25 protein-coding genes, 1 tRNA gene and 1 pseudogene are annotated in these 24433 nt (G+C 42.3%); 7 read left to right on the forward strand and 20 right to left on the reverse strand.

What is annotated here, in order from left to right; genetic code table 11:
* Positions 1 to 25: 25 nt before the first annotated feature.
* Positions 26 to 1642 carry a M20/M25/M40 family metallo-hydrolase gene (locus tag L1611_RS01155; RefSeq protein WP_236311200.1) on the reverse strand — a complete coding sequence of 539 codons (1617 nt, stop codon included), beginning with the start codon at positions 1640 to 1642 and terminating at the stop codon, positions 26 to 28.
* Between the two features lie 313 nt (positions 1643 to 1955).
* On the opposite strand from L1611_RS01155, the gene L1611_RS01160 reads away from it, so the two are divergent.
* Together L1611_RS01160 and namA are read left to right on the forward strand one after the other, a co-directional pair.
* Positions 1956 to 2744: a glycerophosphodiester phosphodiesterase gene (locus tag L1611_RS01160; RefSeq protein WP_236311202.1), complete on the forward strand. Its 789-nt coding sequence runs from the start codon at positions 1956 to 1958 to the stop codon at positions 2742 to 2744.
* Between the two features lie 107 nt (positions 2745 to 2851).
* Entirely contained in the window at positions 2852 to 3868 is a 1017-nt protein-coding gene (gene namA, locus L1611_RS01165; RefSeq protein ID WP_236311203.1) for an NADPH dehydrogenase NamA, read from the forward strand.
* 378 nt (positions 3869 to 4246) lie between these two features.
* On the opposite strand, the gene L1611_RS01170 is transcribed toward namA, so the two are convergent.
* The 4 genes from L1611_RS01170 to L1611_RS01185 are packed head-to-tail and all read right to left on the reverse strand — an operon-like array spanning position 4247 to position 8817.
* Positions 4247 to 5470: a hypothetical protein gene (locus L1611_RS01170; protein WP_236311205.1), complete on the reverse strand. Its 1224-nt coding sequence runs from the start codon at positions 5468 to 5470 to the stop codon at positions 4247 to 4249.
* Positions 5467 to 6675, reverse strand: coding sequence for a DUF58 domain-containing protein (locus L1611_RS01175; protein ID WP_236311207.1), 1209 nt, complete (start codon positions 6673 to 6675; stop codon positions 5467 to 5469). The genes L1611_RS01170 and L1611_RS01175 overlap by 4 nt, the downstream gene beginning before the upstream one ends.
* Positions 6672 to 7616: an AAA family ATPase gene (locus tag L1611_RS01180; protein WP_236312005.1), complete on the reverse strand. Its 945-nt coding sequence runs from the start codon at positions 7614 to 7616 to the stop codon at positions 6672 to 6674. Before L1611_RS01180 ends, L1611_RS01175 begins: the two co-directional genes overlap by 4 nt.
* Positions 7546 to 8817, reverse strand: a complete 1272-nt coding sequence (locus L1611_RS01185; protein WP_236311209.1) for a DNA polymerase IV — start codon at positions 8815 to 8817, stop codon at positions 7546 to 7548. The genes L1611_RS01180 and L1611_RS01185 overlap by 71 nt, the downstream gene beginning before the upstream one ends.
* A gap of 113 nt (positions 8818 to 8930) precedes the next feature.
* Between L1611_RS01185 and L1611_RS01190 the strand changes: the two genes are divergently transcribed.
* On the forward strand, positions 8931 to 9155 hold the full coding sequence (locus L1611_RS01190; protein WP_236311211.1) for a hypothetical protein: 225 nt from the start codon (positions 8931 to 8933) through the stop codon (positions 9153 to 9155).
* On the opposite strand, the gene L1611_RS01195 is transcribed toward L1611_RS01190, so the two are convergent.
* From L1611_RS01195 to L1611_RS01215, 5 genes are all read right to left on the reverse strand, one after another.
* Positions 9152 to 9649, reverse strand: coding sequence for a MarR family transcriptional regulator (locus L1611_RS01195; RefSeq protein ID WP_225063754.1), 498 nt, complete (start codon positions 9647 to 9649; stop codon positions 9152 to 9154). The genes L1611_RS01190 and L1611_RS01195 overlap by 4 nt on opposite strands.
* Before the next feature lie 292 nt (positions 9650 to 9941).
* Positions 9942 to 11072, reverse strand: a complete 1131-nt coding sequence (locus tag L1611_RS01200; RefSeq protein WP_236311213.1) for a M20/M25/M40 family metallo-hydrolase — start codon at positions 11070 to 11072, stop codon at positions 9942 to 9944.
* A 62-nt stretch (positions 11073 to 11134) separates the two neighbouring features.
* Positions 11135 to 12682: an acyl-CoA carboxylase subunit beta gene (locus tag L1611_RS01205; RefSeq protein WP_236311215.1), complete on the reverse strand. Its 1548-nt coding sequence runs from the start codon at positions 12680 to 12682 to the stop codon at positions 11135 to 11137.
* 2 nt (positions 12683 to 12684) lie between these two features.
* Positions 12685 to 13527, reverse strand: a complete 843-nt coding sequence (mce, locus tag L1611_RS01210; protein ID WP_236311217.1) for a methylmalonyl-CoA epimerase — start codon at positions 13525 to 13527, stop codon at positions 12685 to 12687.
* 65 nt (positions 13528 to 13592) lie between these two features.
* The gene (locus L1611_RS01215; RefSeq protein WP_407681697.1) at positions 13593 to 15185 is read right to left on the reverse strand and encodes an acyl-CoA mutase large subunit family protein; all 1593 of its coding nucleotides are present in this window, start codon (positions 15183 to 15185) and stop codon (positions 13593 to 13595) included.
* Positions 15186 to 15408: 223 nt separating this feature from the next.
* On the opposite strand from L1611_RS01215, the gene prli42 reads away from it, so the two are divergent.
* The 3 genes from prli42 (at position 15409) to L1611_RS01230 (ending at position 17308) form a co-directional block, all read left to right on the forward strand.
* Positions 15409 to 15498, forward strand: coding sequence for a stressosome-associated protein Prli42 (gene prli42 / locus L1611_RS01220; protein ID WP_236311220.1), 90 nt, complete (start codon positions 15409 to 15411; stop codon positions 15496 to 15498).
* Between the two features lie 350 nt (positions 15499 to 15848).
* Positions 15849 to 16451 (forward strand): IMEF encapsulin system ferritin-like cargo protein, encoded by a 603-nt coding sequence (locus L1611_RS01225; RefSeq protein WP_236311222.1) that lies wholly within the window; start codon positions 15849 to 15851, stop codon positions 16449 to 16451.
* A 5-nt stretch (positions 16452 to 16456) separates the two neighbouring features.
* Positions 16457 to 17308, forward strand: a complete 852-nt coding sequence (locus L1611_RS01230; protein WP_225063747.1) for a family 1 encapsulin nanocompartment shell protein — start codon at positions 16457 to 16459, stop codon at positions 17306 to 17308.
* 27 nt (positions 17309 to 17335) lie between these two features.
* Here the strand turns inward: L1611_RS01230 and L1611_RS01235 are convergent, their stop codons facing one another.
* The gene (locus L1611_RS01235) at positions 17336 to 17806 is read right to left on the reverse strand and encodes a hypothetical protein (RefSeq protein WP_236311224.1); all 471 of its coding nucleotides are present in this window, start codon (positions 17804 to 17806) and stop codon (positions 17336 to 17338) included.
* 137 nt (positions 17807 to 17943) lie between these two features.
* Between L1611_RS01235 and L1611_RS01240 the strand changes: the two genes are divergently transcribed.
* Entirely contained in the window at positions 17944 to 18327 is a 384-nt protein-coding gene (locus L1611_RS01240; protein WP_236311225.1) for a 2Fe-2S iron-sulfur cluster-binding protein, read from the forward strand.
* A gap of 10 nt (positions 18328 to 18337) precedes the next feature.
* On the opposite strand, the gene L1611_RS01245 is transcribed toward L1611_RS01240, so the two are convergent.
* From L1611_RS01245 to L1611_RS20875, 9 genes and pseudogenes are all read right to left on the reverse strand, one after another.
* Entirely contained in the window at positions 18338 to 18853 is a 516-nt protein-coding gene (locus L1611_RS01245; protein ID WP_236311226.1) for a L,D-transpeptidase, read from the reverse strand.
* 62 nt (positions 18854 to 18915) lie between these two features.
* Positions 18916 to 19869 (reverse strand): aromatic acid exporter family protein, encoded by a 954-nt coding sequence (locus L1611_RS01250; protein WP_236311227.1) that lies wholly within the window; start codon positions 19867 to 19869, stop codon positions 18916 to 18918.
* A gap of 78 nt (positions 19870 to 19947) precedes the next feature.
* Positions 19948 to 20349, reverse strand: a complete 402-nt coding sequence (locus L1611_RS01255) for a hypothetical protein (RefSeq protein WP_236311228.1) — start codon at positions 20347 to 20349, stop codon at positions 19948 to 19950.
* A gap of 184 nt (positions 20350 to 20533) precedes the next feature.
* Positions 20534 to 20860: a nuclease-related domain-containing protein gene (locus L1611_RS20865; RefSeq protein WP_407681684.1), complete on the reverse strand. Its 327-nt coding sequence runs from the start codon at positions 20858 to 20860 to the stop codon at positions 20534 to 20536.
* Positions 20861 to 21148: 288 nt separating this feature from the next.
* Positions 21149 to 21223: transfer RNA gene (locus L1611_RS01260), tRNA-Arg, on the reverse strand.
* A 102-nt stretch (positions 21224 to 21325) separates the two neighbouring features.
* Positions 21326 to 21757, reverse strand: coding sequence for a BrxA/BrxB family bacilliredoxin (locus L1611_RS01265; protein WP_236311229.1), 432 nt, complete (start codon positions 21755 to 21757; stop codon positions 21326 to 21328).
* A 202-nt stretch (positions 21758 to 21959) separates the two neighbouring features.
* Positions 21960 to 22931 carry a metal ABC transporter solute-binding protein, Zn/Mn family gene (locus tag L1611_RS01270; RefSeq protein WP_236311230.1) on the reverse strand — a complete coding sequence of 324 codons (972 nt, stop codon included), beginning with the start codon at positions 22929 to 22931 and terminating at the stop codon, positions 21960 to 21962.
* 169 nt (positions 22932 to 23100) lie between these two features.
* The gene (locus L1611_RS20870) at positions 23101 to 23823 is read right to left on the reverse strand and encodes a dihydrolipoamide acetyltransferase family protein (RefSeq protein WP_407681698.1); all 723 of its coding nucleotides are present in this window, start codon (positions 23821 to 23823) and stop codon (positions 23101 to 23103) included.
* A gap of 92 nt (positions 23824 to 23915) precedes the next feature.
* Positions 23916 to 24426, reverse strand: a pseudogene (locus tag L1611_RS20875) (biotin/lipoyl-containing protein); the annotation flags it as partial.
* Positions 24427 to 24433 lie beyond the last annotated feature (7 nt).

The raw sequence follows: 24433 nt of genomic DNA on the forward strand, positions 1-24433 counted from the left end.
GTATATGGATGATCCGCAAAGCCTACTATTTAAGCAATTTATGGATGGCAACACTGAGAATATCAGGGAAAGCTCCAAATGAGTAGTCGATATTCAATCGTTCTGTCCAGCGATGAGGATCTCGACCTAAAGGACCTAGGTTCATAACTGGAATTTTAAGGTGCTTCAGCTCATCAAGCGGAAAATGATAACCGTTTTCATAAAGCGGCATATTGCGGAATAAGGGTACGAGCCCTTCCACCGGTTGTGAGAGACTAGTAAAACTCAAGTCGGACAATCCTGCAAAGTAATGCTGATTCTTCAAAACAACATTATGTTTTGTTTCCGCATACTCGATCATCTCCCCTACCACTTGCTTGATATGGGAGTTCTCCCGCGAGGATACGGCAGGGTAAAACGGCGGACTGTAAAACAAAACAATCATCGGACCTTGTTCTTTACAAAGTGAAGCAAGGTCGAAAACGAGCCGGGTTGAAAGGTCCCGATCCCCTATCGTTCTGAAATTTCCTGCGATATAGGCTTGGCGGCGGACAATTTCCGCTTCTCCATATTGTTCAATCGCTTTTTCGAGTAACTCTTGATACGTGTAAACGGAAATCTTGCTGTCGATCGGCTCGAATTGTTCCCATTTGTTGAAAGCAGCGGCTCTATCATGCAGCTGTTTTTCTATACGTCCAGCTACTTTGTGTGCGAGGGACAACAAGTCCTTGTTGATTTCATGTACGGTACGTTCCATCACCATCATGTTAAAAAGTGTAACTGCTACATGAGGGATTTGGACTGAATACTCCTCTTTCAAATCCTTTTGCATCAAGTTGGTTGGAGGTGGCGTAACTTCTCCGTCGATCATTTCACAAAACGCCGTGTTAAGCTCCAGTTCACGCGTCAACTCGGCCGCCATGTAATTGGCGTTGATACCCGAAAAGGGTTCTCCGACATGTGTCTCCATGCCGAAGCACAAATAGCCTGGTAACAGCTTGCCTACTGAACCAGTATAAACATACTGATTCGTATCTCCTGGATACCTTGTGAAAATCGGCTCTGAGTTCAAGCATGCTTTATAGTGCAGACCGTGTGTCTGGGACATCTCAAGAAGAACCTCCACAGCTTCCATCATTCCTGTAGAGTTCGCTTCCTCATCCGGTACGGAAAGTAACAGGATGTTTCCATCAAATTCGCCGAGGCTCGCTCTTTCCATCATCGCCATTTGGAGAGCCAAACCTGCCTTCATATCCATCGTCCCTCTTCCAAACAACCACTCACCAGTCTTCAGATCGTCCTGAACTGCAGGCGGAAGATCATTTTTGATCGACATGTATTCGGCAGTCAGATCCTTTGGCCGAAAAGCGAGGTTTTTATATTCGCCATAATCTTCAATATCTACGACATCCATATGGTTAATCAGGATCACTGTATCAGAACTGTTTCCATTTCGGATCAATCCTGTGACAAACTTACGACCATCATTTGTCGGATGGATTTGCAGATCCAAGGGGTTGTCCTTGAAATAAGGAAGATCATTCAGCTTCATATGGATGTATTCACTGATTGCAATTTCGGCATCAGATCCCGTAATACTTGGAAACTCTACTAAATGACAAAGCAATTCCTTCAGGCTTTCTTTATCCTGCCATTTCTTCATAGATGTTCACTCCCATGCAACACTGTTTTTTTTGTCGAATTTGGTACTTATATAGAAGTAGTTTCGGTATTCCAGATTGAAATCCTTTACCCTAATCAAACTTTAATTGTGATTAATGTACCACGAAAAGCAAAATCTAAAGGAATCGGATATACTAATGAAGTATACTATGTAGAGCCGCCACTTCACAAAAGGCTTAGCCATAGTTCCATTCCTCTGAAGAAAGCGATATATACTTATAAAAATAGAACTATGTTAAACTGATTGTCAATAAGAAACATAAACCAAGTCTTCTATCAAGGAGCGATCACCATTGACTTATATTTATGCGCACCGTGGAGCAAGTAAATATGCACCTGAGAATACCATGTCATCCTTCAAGAGAGCACTTGAAATGAAAGCAGACGGTATTGAACTTGATGTCCAGCTTACAAAAGATAAAGTTCCAGTCATCATCCATGATGAGACTGTTAAACGGACAACCGATGGTAAAGGATTTGTCAGCGAATTCACTTATAAACAATTACAAAACCTAGATGCAGGGAAATGGTTTTCAAAACATTTCACCGGGGAACGGATCCCTTCTTTAGAAGAGTTTCTCATCTGGATGAAACAGACAAAGCTTTTGTTGAATATCGAGTTGAAAAATACAATCATCCCCTATTTTGGCATGGAAAAAATCATCTGCGATTTAGTGGAGCAACACAAATTGAAGAATCGGGTCATCTATTCTTCCTTCAATCACTATAGCTTACAGGAACTAAAAAAGATCGATCCAACTGTAGAGATTGCACCCCTTTATTCTTCAGGTTTATACCAACCATGGAATTACGTCAATAGTCTGTCGACTGATTGTGTGCACCCGCATTGGAAGACCTTGCATCCTGCCATTTTGAAAGGGTTCAGGGATTGCAGAATAAAAGTCAGACCGTATACGGTGAACGACCCGAAAAAGATGAGATGGTTATTTGATCAGAAGGTGGAAGCACTCATAACCGATGTGCCTGATATCGCTCGATCCGTACTTGACGGATCCCTTGTCGTCAAACCATCCGTAATCGGTAATGTTTTCCATAAGATCAACCCGAAAAGTTACCTTTGAAGCAGGCTGACGATCAAGTCACCTGCTTTTTTAGTCAAGCAAATTCAATCAACCTTGCTGTCCATTGTGGTAAACTTTCTTTTAAAAGAGTGATTGGAGTTGGAAGTATGGCTGTAAAATTGTTTGAACCTATTACATTTCAAACCATGGTCTTGAAAAACCGGATCGTCATGTCTCCAATGTGCATGTATTCTTGTCATGCACAAGATGGGAAGGTGACGACATGGCATACGACGCACTATACGACCCGTGCAGTAGGACAGGTGGGACTGATCTTCGTGGAAGCCACAGCAGTAAATCCCCAAGGACGAATTTCCATGGAGGATTTAGGCATTTGGAATGATGGACACGTGAAAGGTCTTGCAAACCTAGTTGATCTTGTTCATGAACAAGATTCCAAAATCGGTATCCAGCTTGCTCATTCAGGACGTAAAGCGATTGTCGAAGGACCGATCTATTCTTCCTCCCCAGTTCCTTTTAAAGATGACATGGAAGTCCCGACGGAAATGACCGTCGATAAGATCAAGGAAACGGTGGAAGATTTCCGTCAAGCTGCCAGAAGGAGCAGGGAAGCCGGTTTTGATGTCATTGAAATACATGGAGCCCATGGGTATCTGATCAATCAGTTCCTGTCCCCACTAATCAATAAACGGACCGATGAATATGGCGGCACGAAGGAGAAACGGTTCAATATCTTGCGTGAGATCATCACTGCTGTGAAATCTGAATGGAACGGACCGATCTTTGTACGGATTTCTGCCAATGATTACAATACTGCAGGATACTCAGTCGATGATTACATAGATTATGCACACTGGATGAAGGAGCTTGGCATCGATCTCATTGATTGCAGTTCGGGTGGTGTCGTCCCCGCTAAGATCAAGCCTTATCCAGGGTATCAAGTCCAGTATGCTGAGAAGATTCGAACTGAGGCATCAATTGCAACTGGAGCTGTCGGTATGATCACTTCACCATTGCATGCGGAAGAAATATTACAGAACGGGCGGGCAGATCTTATCTTCTTAGCACGGGAACTGTTACGAGATCCTTATTGGCCTAGGAGAGCGGCTCAAGAATTGAACGTGCAACTGAATCCGCCAAAGCAATATTTACGTGGTTGGTAAAAAGATTAGCTGATATGAGGATGTGCATCAGAAATAAAAAATTGAGTGGACATCTGGTTCCCCATTTGTGCGCAATGCGTGGGATTTCATACTGATTATCACACATAAAAAGAAAAGCGTAAACGCCCTGACCAGCCACGCAGGTCACTAGAAGTCCGACGAGGAGGCTCGAACCAAACAAAGTTCGGTTCTGCGTAGGCAAACACTTCGAACTAAATCAGGGTGTCGACCGCCGCAGGAGGTCTGAAGTGATCCAAGTGGTTGGGCGTTGGAGCTAGACATCACTTCATCGAAACAAAATTACTATACTTTGTTATCTCTCAAAAAAAGGCTGTCCCGAAACAATCGTGTCAAACTCTTATGGGACAGTCCCTTTTACTATTGTTTATCTTTTTTAAACGAACGGTGTTTCCTTTTAGCCCAATCCATCATCTCATAAATCGACTTGCGGTATTCTTCGGCTTCCTTATTCAAAACGTTCTGTTCCCCGTACCTGACTTTTTGATAGATCGGGTCGATTTTACCTTGTAATTCTTTTGGTGCATTGATCCGTTCCATCCATTCAGAGACTGATTCATGTACGTAACGACCAAACGTGTATTTACCCATTTTCTTTTCCAACTTGAATAACTGTTTTCGTATGGGATTGGATGGTGGTTTCGACTTTTTGAACCTAACATGGGTGCTATGTTCTGCTTCACCAATTTTTCCTGATTCCATTGTTCCTGTGATTGTCGAGTAATTCATCAATTTGATTTTATTCTTATAAAATTTATAGCCAAGCCATACCACAAGGATGAGACTAAGCAAAATGAGCATGTTGATGAGCAGGTCTGGTGGCTCCGTTAACGTTACATCCCCTTCCTGCACTTCCACTGAATCATCTTGACCCTCTTCTCCTTCATTTTCTATCGCCTTAGGATCGATAATGGAAGCGAACCAAGTGAAAAATGCATTGAGGGGGTAGTAGAAGATCCCCGTTAAAACAATGGTGATCATCTTTAATATAAAGAAAGCAGTTGCTTTGGTCACCGGAAGGAATACAGCAATGATCATAGATAAAAGGAAAAAGCTTGAAATTAAGTAAACTAAGAATCGTACAAGCTTTTTATTACCAGGCTGATGGGTCATCATTCTGTTCAGCCTGATGAATGCGAACAAACAGAACTGTACGATTGATATCCAAAGCACAAAAAACATTTGATCGTTGGTCTGATATAGAAAAAAGAATGACATCGCTCCGATCATGGTAGAAACGAAGATCGGAAATTCTTGTTGCAGGTCAGGATCAGTGTAATGCTTGGTGAAACGGAAAGCAGTGACTGCCCCGAGGATTGCCAAATAAAACATTTCCCCGTCTAAACCGCTGAAGTAACCAATCGTCCAAACAACCGGAATCGATAACAGAACTTGACCACTCGTCAGCCGTAGTCTTGAATAGACCAATTCATAAAGTATCCCGCTACCAATCATAACGACCACTGTAGGGACAAATACATTATCTTTGTATGGAGCATATAACCACATCGTAACCATCAAGATAAGAAGGATATCCATGGAATAATTCAACCATCGGGATCGGATGGAAGTCCATATGCTCATGAAATCGACCTCCTCGCCGTATACCTATCCAGCTTTGCTGTATCTTCATCAATGATAACTTTTTGTAGATTGGCCCCTTGCCGGATCCATCGATTATATAACACTGAATCTGTTTGATCATCACCAATTAGAATGACTACCGTAGAGTCAATCTGTTGTCTATTGAATAGAGATAGGACTCTGAACATCGGCATTTTGATGCTGTTGATATTCACTCTTGCCAAAAGCTCTAACGCTTTTACCAGATGAGGTTTCCCTTCCCCCATCTCCAAATGCAAATAAGGGAGTCTGCCCATCGCTTTAATATTGATGTAGATTTCAAACGGGATATGGTGCTGTACGGCATATTGGCATAAATAAGCCGTATAGCTGATCTGCCTTTCCAATAGTTCTGATTCGCCAACACGTGCAACTTCCTTAGGATTAAGGATCACATTCAAACATATTGTCCATGATTGTGAAACGGTCTTTTCATAAAGTTTTGTCTGCATCTCTGCCATTCTTGCAGAAGCTTTCCAATGGATTCTTTGGAACGAATCACCTGGCAGATAATCACGGGTACCGACAACCAGGGTATGGTCTTCATGCAATGAGGTCGGGATCGGCCGAGTACCGTGCCGCAATTTGAATAGATCTTCTACACCTGATACTGGAAGAAGCGTAGGATAAACAATGAATTCTGTCTGGACCAAGCGATCGTTGATCATTTTGACGGATGCTAAACTAAGTAGATCGGATATTTGAAATTCGAAACTCAAAATCTTAGCTACTCCACGTTTAACCCCTTTAACATTGAATACAATGCTCTTTTCCTCTTTAGGGAAATAGGAAACCGGCAAGATATATTCGTTTGCATTTCTTCGTTCTTCACTCGGTTTTACATTTGTTAATTCCACATCATTAGTCATTAAAAGCCTAACCTTTGCATTGAACACTGGCAATCTGCTATGGTTGGACATCGACAGTCTCCAAGGAGCTTCATCCCCCGGAAACATCCGTAATTTCTCTTTCGGGTTCGGATAAAAGAGCTTCCTTGTAATTATATTCATATACAAAAAAGAAAAATAGGAACTTAGCCCAATCAATATCCCTGCCCAAAACACCAGATACGATTTTCCGTATATTGCAAAAATAATCAGGAGGACTGCAAGGAGTTGAAGGATCCTCTGACTTCGATCCGACTCCATGATTTTATTCCAGATCATTGATTGATCGCTCCAGATTCGACTGGAACCTCGATAACATCCAAAATATCCATGATGATTTGTAACTGTGTCTTCCGTAATTCCCCCTCCATCGATAAAACAAGGCGGTGTGCCAGAACGACCGGTGCAAGCTTCTTACAATCCTCCGGGATGACATAATCTCTTCCATGGAGCCATGCATAGGCTTGTAATGCTCTCATGAAGGCTAACGTTCCACGTGGGCTTACCCCTACCTCGATATTTTTCGATTTTCGGGTTTCAAGGATGATTCTTAGTATGTACTCCTCAATTTCCTCGGATAATCGAACCTCTTTAATCATCTTCTGCATGAATACAATCTCTTCTGTAGTAAAAACCGGCTTTAACTTTTCAATCGGCTCTTCATTCCGATAAGCTCTCATCATTTGTCGTTCCTCCTGTAAAGAGGGGTAACCGACATTCAATTTCAGGAGGAATCGGTCCATTTGCGCTTCAGGCAATGGGAAAGTTCCATGTGATTCGATCGGATTCTGTGTAGCTAATACGATAAAAGGATCGGGGAGAGCATTCGTAATGACATCAATCGTTACCTGTCTTTCTTCCATCACTTCCAGCAGACTCGATTGTGTCCTTGGAGTAGCACGGTTGATTTCATCTGCCAGGAGGACATTCGTCATCACAGGACCGAATCTTGTTTCGAATTCTCGTGTTTTCGGGTTAAGGTATTGAATCCCCGTTACATCTGATGGCAATACATCTGGTGTAAATTGAACCCTGCGGAACGAGCCTGCAATCGATTTTGCGATGCTTTTCGCAAGCATCGTCTTACCGGTGCCCGGGACGTCTTCCATCAATACATGTCCTCTAGCCAATAAAGCTACGAGGATAAATTCAACGCTTTCTTCCTTGCCGATTAATACCTTCCCGATCGACTTCTTCATTTCTTCCAGTTTCATTTTCATTTCCATGACTGACATCCCCCTTTTTCTCTATACCTTTTTGAATGGATTGTTCCCCATACCTTCTATTTATACGTTCCAGCGTTTCGAAAAGTTGCTCATCTTTCGTATGCTCTTTATATGAAAACAAGTCCAATTGTCTGGTGGCATTGCTTTTATCAATGACCTGGGTCGCCGTGATCCCTAACAACCGGACAGGTCGTTCATCCCAATGTTCCTTGAACAGGTTATTTGAGATTTTGAATAATTCTTCTTTCTGTTGGATTGGATTGGAAAATGTCTGGCTCCGGGTGATTGTTTTGCGGTCAGCATATCGAATGGTGAGTTGGACCGAGGTGGTAACGACTTTCTTTCGCTTCAATCGTTGTTCGAGTGACTGGGAAAGTTCTTTAAGGACATTTGCAGCTTCATCAATTTGTACGATGTCTTCAGGTAAAGTCGTGGACGTACCGACTGATTTGAATTCATTTGATGCCTCCGGATCTACAGGTCGATCATCAATCCCTTTTGATCGGTTCCAGAGCTTTTCTCCATTCTTGCCAAGATGTAATTTGACTTCCTGAAGATCCCTGGATGCAAGATCGCCAATCGTATATATGTTCATCTTATGGAATTTTTCCATCGTTTTCTTTCCTACACCATGCATCTCTTCAATCGGTAAAGGCCAAAGTTTTCCAGGTAATTCTCTTTTTCTTAATATCGTAATTCCGAGTGGTTTCTTCATGTCAGATGCCATTTTTGCCAAAAACTTATTCGGTGCGATTCCAATACTGCATGGTAAATGCAGTTCATTCATCAACCGGTTCTGAATTTCCTCCGCCATTTCGATTGGTGAATGATCGGAATACCGTTCTGTAACATCCATATATCCTTCATCAATTGAAATCGGTTCGATGAGATCGGTATACTCGGATAATAAATTGAACATTTTCCGGGATGCTGTACGATATCGTTCAAAAGATGGCGGCATAACGATTAAGCCTGGGCATTTTTGTTTCGCCTCCCAAACCGTCATCGTTGTGTGCACACCTTGTGCTCTCGCCTCATAACTGCTTGTAACGACAATCCCTCTTCGCTCCTCGACATTACCTGCTATAGCAAGGGGTTTCCCACGTAAATCCGGGTTAATAGAGCATTCTACGGACGCGTAGAAACTGTTCATATCAACATGGAAGATTATTCTGGCTGTTTTTGTCTTTTTCAACATGAACCTCCTCACCTCGTTACAAAACGTCAAACCCATTATCGTAGGAATATTTTGAATATTACATAAAGTTATGATAAAGTGAAGCTATAAAAGAGGGGAGGTCAATTTGTATGTACAATCGAATCCGACATTATTCAAGTACACCTTACCCAGCCGTCCAGTCGAAGGTTTTGGATTCTTTAGAACACCTGAGAGTTTTCCACCAACGCTCCCCCACGATTTATGAGCTTTCCTTCCACATCGGTATATCAGTTGAATTGATCATTGAAGCTATGGATTTCAGTAGTCATTACACTGAAGAATACGATCGAAGTACGATCCTCTTGATCCATTAACTTCGATTCTGTAAAGCTTTTGCAGTCTGTTCTGTCCACTCGATGAACTCACTTCCATGGAAATGTTTATTCAATTCCCGATGAAATATCAACAATTCTTCAACAAACGTTTTATTTTCGTGTGAATCTTCCCTGAAGTTTTCAAGATACTCATACAATTTATAAGAAAATTGCGTGGATTCTTCGTATTTTTCCTGGCCTTTGTCCGTCAATACAGCGTAAGATACCCTGCGGTCAGAGCTCTTTTTAATGAGTGTGATGAGGCCTTTTTGTTTGAGACGTGTAATAACTTGCATGACCGTTGATACATCCCACAATCCAATCGTTGCGATTTTCGTTATGGTTGCTTCTTTCTCTAAGTGTACGATCCAAAGCACATGTTGTTCTGCCTGTGTAACCCCGATGCTTCTCGCTGATTTCTGCCACTCTTCCTCTAGTACTTTATAGGTTCCTCTCAAATAATTCATCATGATATGTAGATTAGGTATATTCACTACTACCAGCGCCTCGCTTTCTCTATTCTATTTCATAGGCATTAAAAGGTAGTTTTATATTAACATATATTGTAAGAACCGACACCTTTCAATGCTTATCTTACAAAATTCGCTGCTTAAGACCTGAATTTGCCTAGAACTATGGAAGGATATACGATAAAGCATTAACTAGGATAAAGTAAGCTTAATACATGTTTAGATGCTCCATAGTACCCCGTCACTTTCTTCAGAAGAAAAAAAAGCTGACCGGAGAAGGCTCTGCCCCTGTCCAGTCAACCATTATATCGATTCATTACTTTGAACTACCTGCCTCTTCTATTATTCTGACGACTAATTCAGCTGTTTTAACAAGTTCTTCAACCGGCATACGTTCGTTCGTAGTGTGAATCTCCTCATATCCCACAGATAAATTTACCGTTGGAATACCGAAACCAGCAATAATATTGGCGTCACTTCCACCGCCGCTTTGTTGAAGCTCTGGTTTTCTTCCTACTTTTTCAACGGCCTGTTTCGCTACCTCAACGACATGGTTCCCATGATCAAATTTAAACCCTGGATACATGATGATTATTTCCACTTGTGCTTTTCCGCCCATTGCCTCGGCTATGCTTTCGAACGCATTCTTCATCTTCTGGGCTTGTGATTCCATTTTTTCAGGATTCAATGACCGAGCTTCGGCTAAAATATCGACATGGTCGATGACGATGTTCGTATTGGTGCCTGCACCGCCTTCAAACCTTCCTATATTCGCAGTCGTTTCTTCATCGATACGACCGAGAGGCATTTTTGCGATCGCCTTGGCAGCAATCGTGATTGCAGATACCCCCTTTTCTGGAGCAACCCCTGCATGTGCAGTTTTACCTTTAATCTTTGCCTTTATTTTGGCCTGGGTGGGCGCAGCAACGATGATATTCCCGACTTTTCCATCGGAATCAAGCGCAAATCCGTACTTAGCATCAATATGTGCTGGGTCAAGCTCCTTCGCTCCTACAAGTCCAGATTCCTCTCCGACTGTAATGATGAATTGGATCTGACCATGAGGGATATCCTGTTCCTTCAGTACTCTGATCGCTTCGAACATAGCTGCCAATCCTGCCTTGTCATCTGCACCGAGGATTGTTGTCCCATCACTTTTGATATATCCATCTTCAACGGATGGTTTTACACCTTTCCCTGGAAGGACCGTGTCCATATGAGAAGTAAAATAGATCGAGTCGGCTTTTTCGTTTGTAGCTGGTAACGTGCAAATCAGGTTTCCAGCTCCGTGACCTGTCTTTTCTTTTGATTCATCTTCAAATACTTCCAAGCCTAGATCAGAAAATTTCTTTTTAAGCACGTTTGAAATTTTTTCTTCATGTTTTGTTTCAGAGTCGATTTGAACCAACTCTAAAAACTCTTCGACGAGGCGGTCTTGATTTATCATTCTTTTCTCCTTTCAGTTGTCTTGAAGTCCCTTGTTTTGTATTCTGCCTATTTCCCAATGATTCATAGCGGAATGTTCCCATGCTTTTTGTAAGGGCGGTTCACTTTTTTGTTTCGCAGCATATGTAAGGACTGGGTGAGCTTGATTCGGGTTTCCCTAGGATCGATGACATCATCTACCATCCCTCTGGCTGCAGCGATGTAAGGATTGGCAAACTTCTCGCGGTATTCTGCGATTTTTTCCTGTCTTGTCTGCTCAGGATTTTCACTACTGTTAATTTCGCGTGCAAATATGATGTTCGCTGCTCCTTCAGGTCCCATGACGGCAATTTCCGCATTCGGCCAAGCGAACACAAGATCCGCTCCGATCGACTTGCTGTTCAGGGCCACATAAGCTCCACCATATGCTTTTCGGGTGATCACGGTAATTTTCGGTACAGTAGCTTCTGAATAGGCATACAGAATCTTAGCACCATGCCTTATGATACCGCCATGTTCCTGTTTGATACCAGGAAAAAACCCTGTGACATCCTCAAATGTGATCAATGGGACATTAAAGCTGTCACAAAAACGGATGAACCGTGCGATTTTGTCAGAGGAATCGATATCCAATCCTCCAGCCATCACCTTGGGTTGGTTACAGATCAACCCGATCGCTTCCCCGTTTATTCGACCAAACCCAACAACGACATTTTTTGCAAACTCTTTGTGCACTTCCATAAATGAGTCTTCATCTACAACTTCAAGGATGACATTTCTCACATCATATGGGCGAATTGTTTCAAAAGGAACAACATCGGCGAGGTTTTCCCGGTAGTCGGTTTCGTTTTCAACTTGCTTTGGTTCAGGCTTTTCCTCACTGTTTTGCGGCAGATATTCGAGCAGTCGCCGCACTTGATTCAACACTTCTTCTTCAGTCGGTGCTGTAAAATGGGCATTACCGCTCTTCGTCCCATGAACTTTTGCCCCACCTAAATCTTCCGAACTGATTTTTTCACCTGTCACGGTTTCGATCACTTTCGGTCCAGTGATGAACATTTGGCTCGTTTTTTCGACCATGAAGACGAAATCGGTAATTGCAGGGGAATAGACGGCACCTCCAGCACAAGGTCCTAAGATGACAGAAATCTGTGGGATGACCCCTGAATAAATGGAGTTTCGATAGAAAATCTGGCCATAGCCATCTAAAGAAACGACCCCCTCCTGTATCCGGGCGCCTCCTGAATCATTCAGACCGATGCAAGGAGCACCGTTTTCTGCCGCTAGATCCATCACTTTCGCTATTTTTTGCGCATGCATTTCCCCGAGTGCTCCTCCGAAAACGGTAAAGTCCTGTGCGAAAAGATAGACGGATCGACCATGGATCGTTCCATATCCTGTGACGACCCCTTCTCCTGGTGCATGGTTTTTATCCATGCCGAAGTCAGAACTGCGATGTTCTATAAACGGGTTGATTTCTACGAAACTCCCTTTATCCAGAAGGAGGTCGATCCGTTCCCTTGCCGTCAGCTTCCCTTTTTCATGCTGCTTTTCAATTCGTTCATCTCCGCCGCCCATCTCAACCTTGCGGCGTCGATCATAAAGCTCATTGATTTTATCATAGATGTCCATTCCTACAAACGCTCCTTCGATGGTTTCTCACATAACTCATAAAGTACACCATTTGTTGATTTCGGATGCATGAATGCAATGGAAGCCCCACCTGCACCGGGCTTAGGTGCATCATGAATCATCTGGATCCCTTTTTTCTTTATTTCATCTATTCGTTCCTGGATGTTTCCTACTCCAAAAGCCACATGATGAATACCAGACCCGCGTTTTTCTAAAAAGGCATGGACGGGACTTGATTGTGAAATCGGTTCCAACAATTCTAACTTGACGTTACGAGCATCAATAAACGCCACTTTCACAGATTCTGAAGCAACCTCTTCAATACCTACCAGCTTCAGTTGTAGTATATCTAAATAAAAAGGCAATGACTCATCGAGGGACTGGACAGCAATGCCTATGTGATCGACCTTTTCAATCAGATCCACAGGGTTTTCAAGAGAAATCCCGTCACGTTGGCACACGACTTTTTCAATGTATTTAGCGGTTTCAATGGAAGGTGTTCCAGGCGTAAAGATTTTTTTGATACCTTGCTCTTCTAGAAATGGAATGTCTTCCCATGGAATCACCCCTCCGCCGATGACGATGATATCACCCGCCCCTTGCGCTTTCAATCCTTTTACAATTTCAGGGAAAAGTTCATTATGGGCACCCGATAGACAAGATAAACCAATCGCATCGACATCTTCCTGTATAGCGGATGCGACGATTTGCTCTGGCGTCTGTCTCAACCCAGTATAAATGACCTCCATACCATAATCCCTCAAAGCCTGTGATATGATCAAAGCTCCACGGTCATGCCCATCGAGACCCGGCTTTGCGATCAATACACGTATTTTCTTTTTCATCTCCACTACCTCCGTATCCCTGCTTATCATTCATTTGTGCAGGTTTTAGTCACAGTTGTGCTGTATCAAATCCCTGTGTATTCTCCAAATTCTTCACGTAAAACCCCGCAAATCTCACCAATCGTACAATAGGTGCGAACACATTCCACAATATGGGGAATGAGGTTTTCAGAGCCTTGGGCTGCCCTGCGCAGCCTTTCTAACTGAGCGCTCGCTCGTTGTTGGTCCCGCTTAGACCGTACTTTGCTCAATTTTCTCACCTGATTGGCACTTAATTCCGGGTCGAGCCGGTGAAGTTCAGGCTTCGGCTCATCATCCAATTGGTATGCATTCATACCGACAACAATCTGATCGCCTTTTTCGATGGCTTTTTGCGTTTCATAAGCGGTATGGTGTATTTCACGCTGCATATATCCCTGTTCGACAGCAGATACAGCACCGCCTAATTCCTTGATTTTATCTAAATAACGATGCGCTTCTTTCTCCAATTCGTCTGTCAAAGCTTCTACAAAGTATGATCCAGCAAGGGGGTCAACCGTATCCGCTACTCCGCTTTCATTAGCAAGGATCTGTTGTGTCCTTAAGGCAATTCTAGCAGATTCTTCGGTCGGAAGCGCGAGAGCTTCATCCCGTGAGTTCGTGTGCAGGCTTTGCGTACCGCCAAGAATCGCAGAGAGTGCTTGCACAGTGACACGGACGATATTGTTATCTGGTTGCTGGGCTGTAAGCGTCGATCCGCCTGTCTGAGTATGGAACCGCAGCTGCCAGCTTTTCGGGTTCTTCGCATCGTATGTTTCCTTCATGATTTTAGCCCACATTCTCCGTGCAGCCCGGAATTTTGCGATTTCCTCAAAGAACTCATTATGTGCATTGAAGAAGAATGCTAGTCGAGGTGCAAACTGGTCGATATCCAATCCAGCCTCGAGAGCTGCTTCTACATACGCCTTCCCATTTGCAATAGTGAAGGCTAATTCCTGAGCTGCCGTCGCCCCAGCCTCACGAATGTGATAGCCTGAAATACTGATCGTGTTCCACCTCGGTACGTTTTCCGCACAATAGGCGAAGATATCCGTAATCAATCTCATGGAAGGTTTAGGTGGAAAAATATAGGTTCCTCTAGCAATATATTCTTTTAAGATATCATTCTGGATCGTGCCCGAGATTTTGTCTGGCGATATCCCCTGCTTTTCTGCCACCACGATGTACATAGCCAGGAGTACAGAAGCAGGGGCATTGATCGTCATAGAGGTACTTACTTTATCTAACGGAATACCTTTTAACAAAGCTTCCATGTCTTCCAAAGAGTCAATTGCAACTCCGACTTTACCAACCTCTCCTTTTGACATGGAATGATCCGAATCGTAGCCGATCTGGGTCGGAAGGTCGAATGCGACTGACAAACCTGTCTGTCCCTGGTCAAGAAGGTAACGGAACCTTTTATTCGTTTCTTCGGCAGAACCGAAGCCTGCATATTGGCGCATCGTCCAATGCCTTGCACGATACATCGTCGGTTGAATTCCTCTTGTATAAGGGAATTGTGCTGGAAGACCTAGCTTCTCCATATATGTTGAATCTAATTGTTCAGGCAGATATAAACGCTCAATTTCAATACTGGAAGAAGTTTGGAACGTTTCCTTCCGTTCTGGAAAACGATCCATCAACTTTTTTGTCGTCTCTTGCCACTCTTTAAACAATTGCTCAAAATCATTTTCATGTTCCATTCTAGAAGCCTCCTTTTAATACATGTCTCCCACCTATCTCTCTTCTCTATGAAAGCGGTTAACTCCTGCATTTTCACGAAAAAACTCGATATGCTTTGTTCTTGTACCGCAATCTATTTGTCTGTACAATAAGATGTAAGAATCGTAGGAGGTATAATCGATGCGCAATAAATGGATGAAAATCATGATTTATCTGATGATTATCGCCATGTTTATCTCACTTCTTGCAAATCTGGCATTCATGTTTTGATACGGATAAAAAGAGAAGAAAAGGGCAATGATGGTTGAGGGTAGAGAAATTCATAAAGAAATGTGCAAGCGCTCGAGTTAACCACGAAGGTCAATGGAAGTCCGACGAGGAGGATCGAACCTTCTGTGTGGGTACCTTCGCTTAAGTAGCACTTCAATGTGTCGACCGCCGAAAGTCTGAAGTGAACCAAGGGGTTGGGCATATCCCTTCAATGTACATGAATCTTATCCTTTCTTATCTCATAAGAAACTTGGCCAACACCAAGCCCCCTGCTTAGGCTGGCGTTAATCACCCATTATTGAAGAAAGTGTATTATACTTTCTTTAAATGTAAAAGGAAGGTGAGGAATAATGTCTGAAAACTTCCAGGAGTTGAAAAACATATTTTCCAGAACTGAGGATGCACTAAAAGTTTTCATGGGTATCCTTGAACCGACAATCGAAAATGCTAAAGATGAACATGAACGACTTTATTTCCATCATATTTATGAAGAAGAAGAACACCGTCAGGATCGTTTAGCGATGGTGAATCCCAAACTCGATTATTTTATCAGTAATCCCGAGGCTTCTCATTCATCCAATCATGAATTCATAAGGCTTTTGCAAGATATCAGTCTTGAAAAGTTTGGCCTTCATAATTTCTTAGAGCATTTGGATCTCGCGTTGTTCCAATTCAAAGATACAGAGCATGAGACAAGCTTGAAAAGCTTACGTGATATGACTTATGAAGATTATCAAATGATCAAAGCGATGCTGAACGATTTGAATGAGCAGTTTGAAGGAGTTGTGAGCACCCAAGCGTCGATCCCGACTGATGAAAAGGAAGATAAAGCCGGACATTTGAAAGTGGACATGTACACAGACCAGCCTTCGCAGCAGGATACGAGGAAAACATCATCAGAAGCAACACGCTACAAAAAAGGACTTACAATAGGAAGCCTTAAAGGGAGGTAAATAGAATGAACAAAGTTGATGTATTTGCAGATTCGCCATTAAGTGATCGCGATTGGAAGCAATTGGACACAACGATTATGGACAGTATCAAACGACAGCTGATCGGCAGACGATTCATCGATATCTATGGCCCTCTAGGCCAGGGGGTCCAAACGGTGACGAACGATGTGTATGAAGATAAAGAAATCGGCTCAATGGGCTATCACGGTGAGAACCTCCAGCTTTCTGAACCGACAAAACGTGTCAACCTCACCATTCCGTTGCTTTATAAAGACTTCATCCTCTATTGGCGTGATATCGAACAAGCGAAAACTCTAGACATCCCAGTCGACTTTTCTGCGGCTGCAAACGCTGCGGCACAATCCGCTCTTCTTGAAGATGATATGATCTTCAACGGTGCAAAGAGATTCGATCTAGAAGGTTTAATGAATGTAAAAGGTCGGTTGACTCACATTCGTGAAGATTGGATGAAATCAGGTAATGCGTTTACCGATGTCGTCGAGGCAAGGAACAAACTTTTGAAAATGGGACATAGCGGCCCGTATGCTTTGGTGCTATCCCCTTCCCTTTATGCGTTGATCCATCGTGTCCACGAAGGAACGCACGTATTGGAAATCGAACATATCCGTGAATTGGTGACGGATGGGATCTATCAGTCACCTGTAATCAAAGAAGATTCTGGGGTGTTGATCACAACTGGCCGAGAAAACCTTGATCTTGCAATTGCAGAAGACTTTGATTCTGCTTTCATGGATACTGAACATATGAACTACCTTTTCCGTGTATATGAAAGTTCAGTACTTCGGATCAAGCGCCCTTCTGCGATATGCACACTTGATTCACCACCAAAAAAGTAGAATCCTGAATAGGATTCTACTTTTTTACTAAGCGATTTTGAATGTATTCTTAAGCGGCTCTTTCTTCAAGTGGGTCAGTTCCGAATCCCGGTCGATTGCATCTTCACCAATATCATTGATGATGGTCGCAACCTCTTCTTCAAATATTGGTGTACAAGCACCTTCGTTGATTTCGCATAATCGTTTCAAATATTCGATCCGTTGTTTTGTTTTAAGTTCTTTATAGTGGCTGTTTTTCAATTCCTGAATCGGACAGTGCTGACAGGATGCCATCATACTGATGTCCTTGACGTTCACAATGTATTTCTCACCATCATCGGTTACGAATCCGACCGAATAAAATGTTGAACCGGAAAAATCGATGTTCGTGATGACTGGATATGTAAATTCTTCCCCAGTGCTCAAACGTATACGACTTGCTTCAATTGCTCCACCAATTTTCCGTTCATTTGTCAAAAGTGTATGCATATCAGTGAAGCCATTTACATCGTAACCCATTTGAAAAGCCTCCTATAAGTAATCATGATAATCATTCTCAACGGTAAGTACTTTCATTTTAAGTGAAAATGATTCTCAGGTCAATACCCTTTTTGGGCGAAAATATTTACTATTTTAGAATGGAGGGTCTTTTTAATATGAAAAAGTCTTTGACAATCGGTTCTTTGAAGGGATATTCCACGAAATCGAAAGAAGCAGGTAACGGAAAAATTCTTGAGAAGGAGTTTTCAGAAGCCGTTTTAAAACAACAAAAAAACCTGGATGCAAACAAAATTTATCTTATTCAACAAGGAAGGGCTTACTCTATACATCCTGAACCGGATATGACTTTACTGGATTCAGCTCTGAAACAAGGGAATGAACTAGATTTCAAATGTAAAAAAGGGACTTGCGGAAGATGTAAAGTCCTTTTATTGAAGGGGGCCTCTTCCCTGTCCGAGCCTAACGAACAGGAAAAGAAAAAGCTTGACAGCCAAGTTGCTCAAGGACTCCGTCTCGCTTGCCAGAGCCGGTTGAAGTAAGGTCTTTCTATTAATGAAGGACACCCTGATCGCTAGCGACCTCTTCAAACGATTTATTAGTGTCGACGATAAGAACTTTCGTACCGAGTGGAACATGATCATACAGCCAGCGGATGTCATCTTCATAAAACCGGACGCAGCCTGCTGTAATGAAGCGCCCAATTGCTTTCGGGGTATTCGTACCATGAAGACCGTAAGTCCGACCATCTGTATCCTTGGCATCAAACCCGATCCAACGTGAACCTAATGGGTTATCTGGATCCCCGCCAGGTATGTCCATTTTACGATAATAGGGATCGACCGCTTTCACGATGATTGTGAATACTCCTTCAGGTGTCAGCTCTTTTGACTTTCCTGTTGCGACTCTCCCCACCTTTTCGATTTCACCATCGTGAAGGTAAGCAAATGTATTATTCGACTTATTGACAATCACATAAGGGTCCCCAGGTAGTGGATTCTCTCCCAACGGCCATATCGGGGACACTACGAAAATAAATGATGCTAGAAACAGCGATAATTGTCCCATACCATGATCCTCCCTTGTAAACCGTTTTCATTAGTTTGCCGAGAGGGGCAATGGAATACTCACTAATCTCTAGCTTTGAAATATCTTTTCAGAATTAAATATTGTTCCATTTCCAGTAAAAAATAATGGAGTGAAGATCTCGTCTCAAACTCATCCCGATCCTTAGGTAAGTCCGCGTTTTTGAAAGCTTGCCTCATTTTTTCAAGCTCATCAAGAAATTGTTGGGCAGTATTCCCCGGGTGAATTGCATCTGCTAAATCATCCAGAAAGTCCGCAATCCGGAAGCTTTGGGCGTAGGTACGATCCAGTGATGAAATGACTGGCATGACACGCCCCAGGATTTCATACTGTTTCTCTCTCATTTTAAAATAATTGTAGTATTGGTTTTCATGTCTCGTCAGATGGTTTTCGACATCTCGGAAGGCGAGACTTTTGGCCTCTTTTATAAGCCTGTCTACAGTAACGATTTCCTTACCATCCCAGTCACTGTCCCCTTCCCTCAAAAATCTTGAATATTCTTTGAGGATCCTTTCGAAATTCTTTTCCACTTCCCCTTGATATTTCTTAAGTTGCCGTTCCATACTCGGCATGTACAAATTCATGACCAAGGCCATACCTATTCCGATGACGATGATGGCTAACTCATTCAATACGATCGATATCGAGAAATCCTTGATGACAAGAAAATGAAGGATAATGACAGCACTCGTTACGACACCTTCTTTTAGTTTGAGTGCTACAAGCGTTGGGATGAAGGCCAATAAAAGCAAACCGAGCGCGAGAGGATTATAGGCAATCCCTTCAAAAAAGATGAAGGCAAAGCCGATCCCGAGCACACAAGATGCAAATCGTTCCCAGGAACTAATGATGGATTTCTTTTTCGTAACTTTAATACAGAGAATCGCAAGGATACCTGCAGATACGTAAAATTCCAGTTGGAAAGCCTGGGCAATCAAAATGGCTAGAGGTGCTGCAACCGCAGTTTTCAACGTACGGTATCCAATCGGAAAAGTCACAATATTAGCCTCCTTTCTTCTGTGTATGTTGGTTTTGATCAGTCATGTAAAGAAGACATGCTAGAATAAGAACAATTCCTATTGTAAACCATACCCTGGTTTTCGTGAAATAAAGATACCTATGTGGAAAAAATCAAGCCAACATTCAGGATGGAAGGAGCTGAGGTCAAGGCGGTATTTTCTCTGTTTTTTCATTCCAGTGCTGGTGAGGTTGGCAGAGGTAAGTAAATATTTTGCAATACTGCTTGAGGGTAGCAACAAAAAATTCTTGATAAGCTGATTCGTAAACACTTCGTTTACCAGTAGTGCATAATCTCTCATGGCTGATAAATGTCCATCAATCGAAATAGTCCCGCAAACATTACATTTCCATTTCCCCCGTAATCGAATCATCGGTGTGTAGGAACACTTTTTACAAAGAACACCTTTTATCAGTTCATCATACGTAAGATTGAATTTATCCAAAACATTCATTTTCAATTCGGTATGTCCTTTTAATAATATATTAGAAATATTAATGATATGTTGTTTCGATAGTACAGTTTTGGAATATATTTTTTCTAACTGAGAAATAAAACCCGGTAAGTTCTCGAAATGAATAATGGGGACTGAACAGAGGATTTAGATGTAGATTTCAATATTGTATTTGGATTACTGTTTACGACTAAGGTTTCAATCGGGGGAATTTTGGCACCATGTTTATGTAACCACTTAGTAAGCTGCTCCTTTTGGTTCCACACTTGGTTAATTGGACTAGGAAACCTTCGAATAAAAGAATTCCGGATATATTTTTCACTTCAATGATAACCATCATGTTTACTGAGATAAGCAAAATGTCTAGTTGGAAGTATTTATCGTTAGAGGTTAACCGAAGAACGTGGAATATGAAGTAATTTTCATCAGAAAGAAAACCAAGATAATGTTCAAGCATTTTTTCACCTTTGTAGCCAGCTTTACTTTTATAAAGACTATCTTCAATAATTGACCGCATTGGATGCTTTTATTTAATGCATCTAATTGCTGAAGATATATAGGTAGCTCTTTCTTTTTTACAATCAAGCAATCACACTCCTCTTAACTTATAAAATGAATTTTCTAAAAGATAGAAGATTTCCTTTTTATGAAATCGCCATATTCTTAACGACGAACTATGGCTTTTTAACGACGACAGTCAGTTTAACGACGAAGAGGCATATTTCGACATTTTCCTCATCATATAAACACCCTCCTAAAAAACAAAAAACCCCGTTTATGCGGAGTTTGCGGTTTAAATTCAATATGGCGCGCCCACCAGGATTCGAACCCAGAATACGAGAGCCGAAATCTCGTGTGATATCCATTTCACTATGGACGCATATTAATTGACAGGATTTTAGTGTACGACATTTCGTATTTCCTGTCAAGATTTTGTCTCCTAAAAGGAAATGTCACCGGAAATGAACCGGTGACACTCATCTTAACAGTGCGCTTTAAACGCGTCTTGCAGCTTGTGGACTACTTCGATCGGTTCAGATCCTTCAATTTCATGCCGTTCTACCATTGTCATCAGCTTCCCATCCTTGAGCAGAGCGAAAGACGGAGATGACGGTGGGTATCCTGTAAAATAAGATCTTGCCTTTTCAGTTGCTGCTTTATCCTGACCTGCGAAGACCGTAACTGTATGGTCAGGCTTTGTATCACTTTTTTGCAAAGCGTAAGCGGCAGCAGGCCGAGCGATTCCACCAGCACAACCACAAACCGAGTTCACCAGGACAAGCGTGGTACCATCTTTACCGAATGCATCCTCTACTTCTTCAGGAGTCGTCAATTCGGCAAATCCTGCCTCTTTTGCTTCATTACGTGCAGTGACGACAACATCATTCATGAACATGTTGAAATTCATATTCAAAACCATTCACACCTTTCCGAATCCTGTTACATTCTATTCTATTCGAAAAAAGGCAGGTATCGCAAATTTTCAGATTCCTAAATGAATCGAACCAAAAAAAAAGCAAGCACATGGCTCGCTTTTGAAAGGGGTTAGGGGGTATAGAGGTGTTGTGCTACTTATTTACCCCATTCCCAAAATTTAAAACTTTTTTCCATAAATTTTAATCGTTATTCAGCGCTTTTTTCAGTGTCTGCAAATTCTCTTCCATGATACTGAAGTAGTCTTCGTCTGCCTCTATCTGGTCTTCAGTCAGTGATTCCAGGTTGTTCAGATAAAGGACATCCGCGCCCACTTCTTTTTGGATCATTTCAGCGATACTGGAGCTGATATTTTTTTCTAAGATGATATAAGAAATATTATTTTCACGTGCGTATTGGATAATCTTCTGTGTTTCTTTTTGGGATGGTTCATGGGAAGGCGATATGCCGGCAACAGAGATTTGCTTAAGTCCGTAGCGATCTTCCCAGTTTCCATAGGCACTATGCGCAACTATGAACTCTTTACGATCTGAATTCTCAGTAATCTCCTTAAACTTCCCGTCCAAGTCCTCCAAATCTTTTTTCAACGCATCAAAATTTTTCTCGAATTCTTCTTTCTTTTCAGGATGTTGATTGATCATCTCGTCCTTTATCCTATGGGACATTTCAATGGCATATACAGGGTCCAGCCACAAATGTGGATCGATCTCACCCGACTCATGATCCCCATGCTCATGGGCATCTTCCTCGTGAACATCCTCATGACCTTCTCCATGCTCTTCGTCATGCTCTGAGTTTTCCTCCGTAATATGAGAAGATGCATTCAGGAAGGTGACATCTTGTTTTTCCAAAGACTTTTTCGCCTTGTTGATGAATCCCTCGAAACCTGCTCCATTATAGATAAGTAAATCAGCTTCGGAAACCTTTACTAATTCTTTTGTCGTAGGCTCATAAGTGTGGCCATCTGAACCTGGTGGGATCATCGATTTAACTTTAACCGAATCGCCGCCAATCCTCTCTGCAAAGTATTGTAATGGGTAAATGGATGTATAGATTGTAAAGTCAGCACCCTGATCCGCTTCTCCGTCCGACTCGCTTTGTCCGCACCCTGACAGGATAAGGGTGAATGTTAGTAAAAATGTAAGTATTCTCAATACTGGTGCTCCTTTCGTAATGATACCGATACTTTTAGAAACAATACTATTATATCGTAACCATTACGATCTTCAAGGATTTTATCTCATTCATAGTATTAAAAACTCGATAATAGAAGTAGAAAAAACGTGCTGCGGCGCTCCGTTGCACGTTTTCCTCTCAAATTAATTAATAAATTGATGTATTTTCTTTACTGATATTTTCAACAATTTCCTTGACACGGGATAGGAAACGTCCACAAACCAGTCCATCAAGGACACGGTGGTCGAGTGACATACAAAGGTTGACTATGTCACGGACAGCAATCATGCCATTATCCATTACGACTGGACGCTTCACGATTGATTCCACAGAAAGAATCGCCGCTTGAGGATAGTTGATGATTGGTGTAGATTGGATCGAACCGAATGATCCCGTGTTATTGACTGTGAAGGTTCCACCTTTCATGTCATCACCAGAAAGTTTGCCGCTGCGTACTTTGGATGCTAGTTCATTGACATCTTTAGCTATACCCTTCAGACTCTTCTCATCCGCATTCTTGATGACAGGAACAAATAAGGAATCTTCTGTAGCGACTGCGATTGAAATATTGACCGCCTTCTTCTGGACGATCTTGTCACCAGCCCACATTGAATTGATCATCGGGAACTCTTTGAGTGCTTCAACGACTGCTTTGATAAAGAAAGGAAGGAAAGTGATATTGTATCCTTCTTTCTGTTTGAAGTCACCCTTCACACTGTTCCGATATTCTACAAGATTTGTTACGTCCACTTCCATCATCATCCATGCGTGGGGTGCTTCATGCTTACTGCGGACCATATTATCAGCGATTGCACGACGGACACCGCTTATTGGAATTTCGACATCACCATCTTCAACTGGGATGTTCATAGCTTTCGCAGCTGGCTTAGCTGCTGCAGATTGTTGAGCAGTCTTTGGTGCTTCCCCAGGTGCAGGTGCTGCTTCTTCCTTCGCTTTTTCTCCAGCTTCAGGAATGTCACCCGAATCAATCAGCTTCTGTAAATCCTTTCGAGTGATACGGCCTCCTCGACCTGTACCTTCTACTTGCTCAAGGTCGATATCATTCTCTTGCGCCAACCTTAATACTGCTGGAGAATACCTAGCTTTACCGTCCTTCGGTTGTTTGGACTTTTCTGTCGGAGCTGTTTCCGCTGGTTGATCTTTAGCTGTAGAGTCCTCTACTGGATCAACCTCTATCGGCGCATCCTCTTTTTGTTCTGCGCCTGCCCCACCTTCTGTTTCAATGTAACAGACGAGCTCACCCACTTCGATCGTATCTCCTTCATCAACAACAAGTTCTTTGATCGTTCCTGTATAGGATGAGGGGATTTCAGCGTTTACTTTATCTGTCATGACCTCTGCAATCGGGTCGTATTTTTTAACTTCGTCTCCAACTTGAACGAGCCACTTACTGATCGTTCCTTCTGTAACACTCTCACCAAGCTGGGGCATGGATATTTTTTCCGTTGCCATTTTTGTT

Origin of the sequence: Pseudalkalibacillus salsuginis, assembly GCF_021646685.1 — a bacterium.
Lineage (GTDB): Bacteria > Bacillota > Bacilli > Bacillales > Fictibacillaceae > Pseudalkalibacillus > Pseudalkalibacillus salsuginis.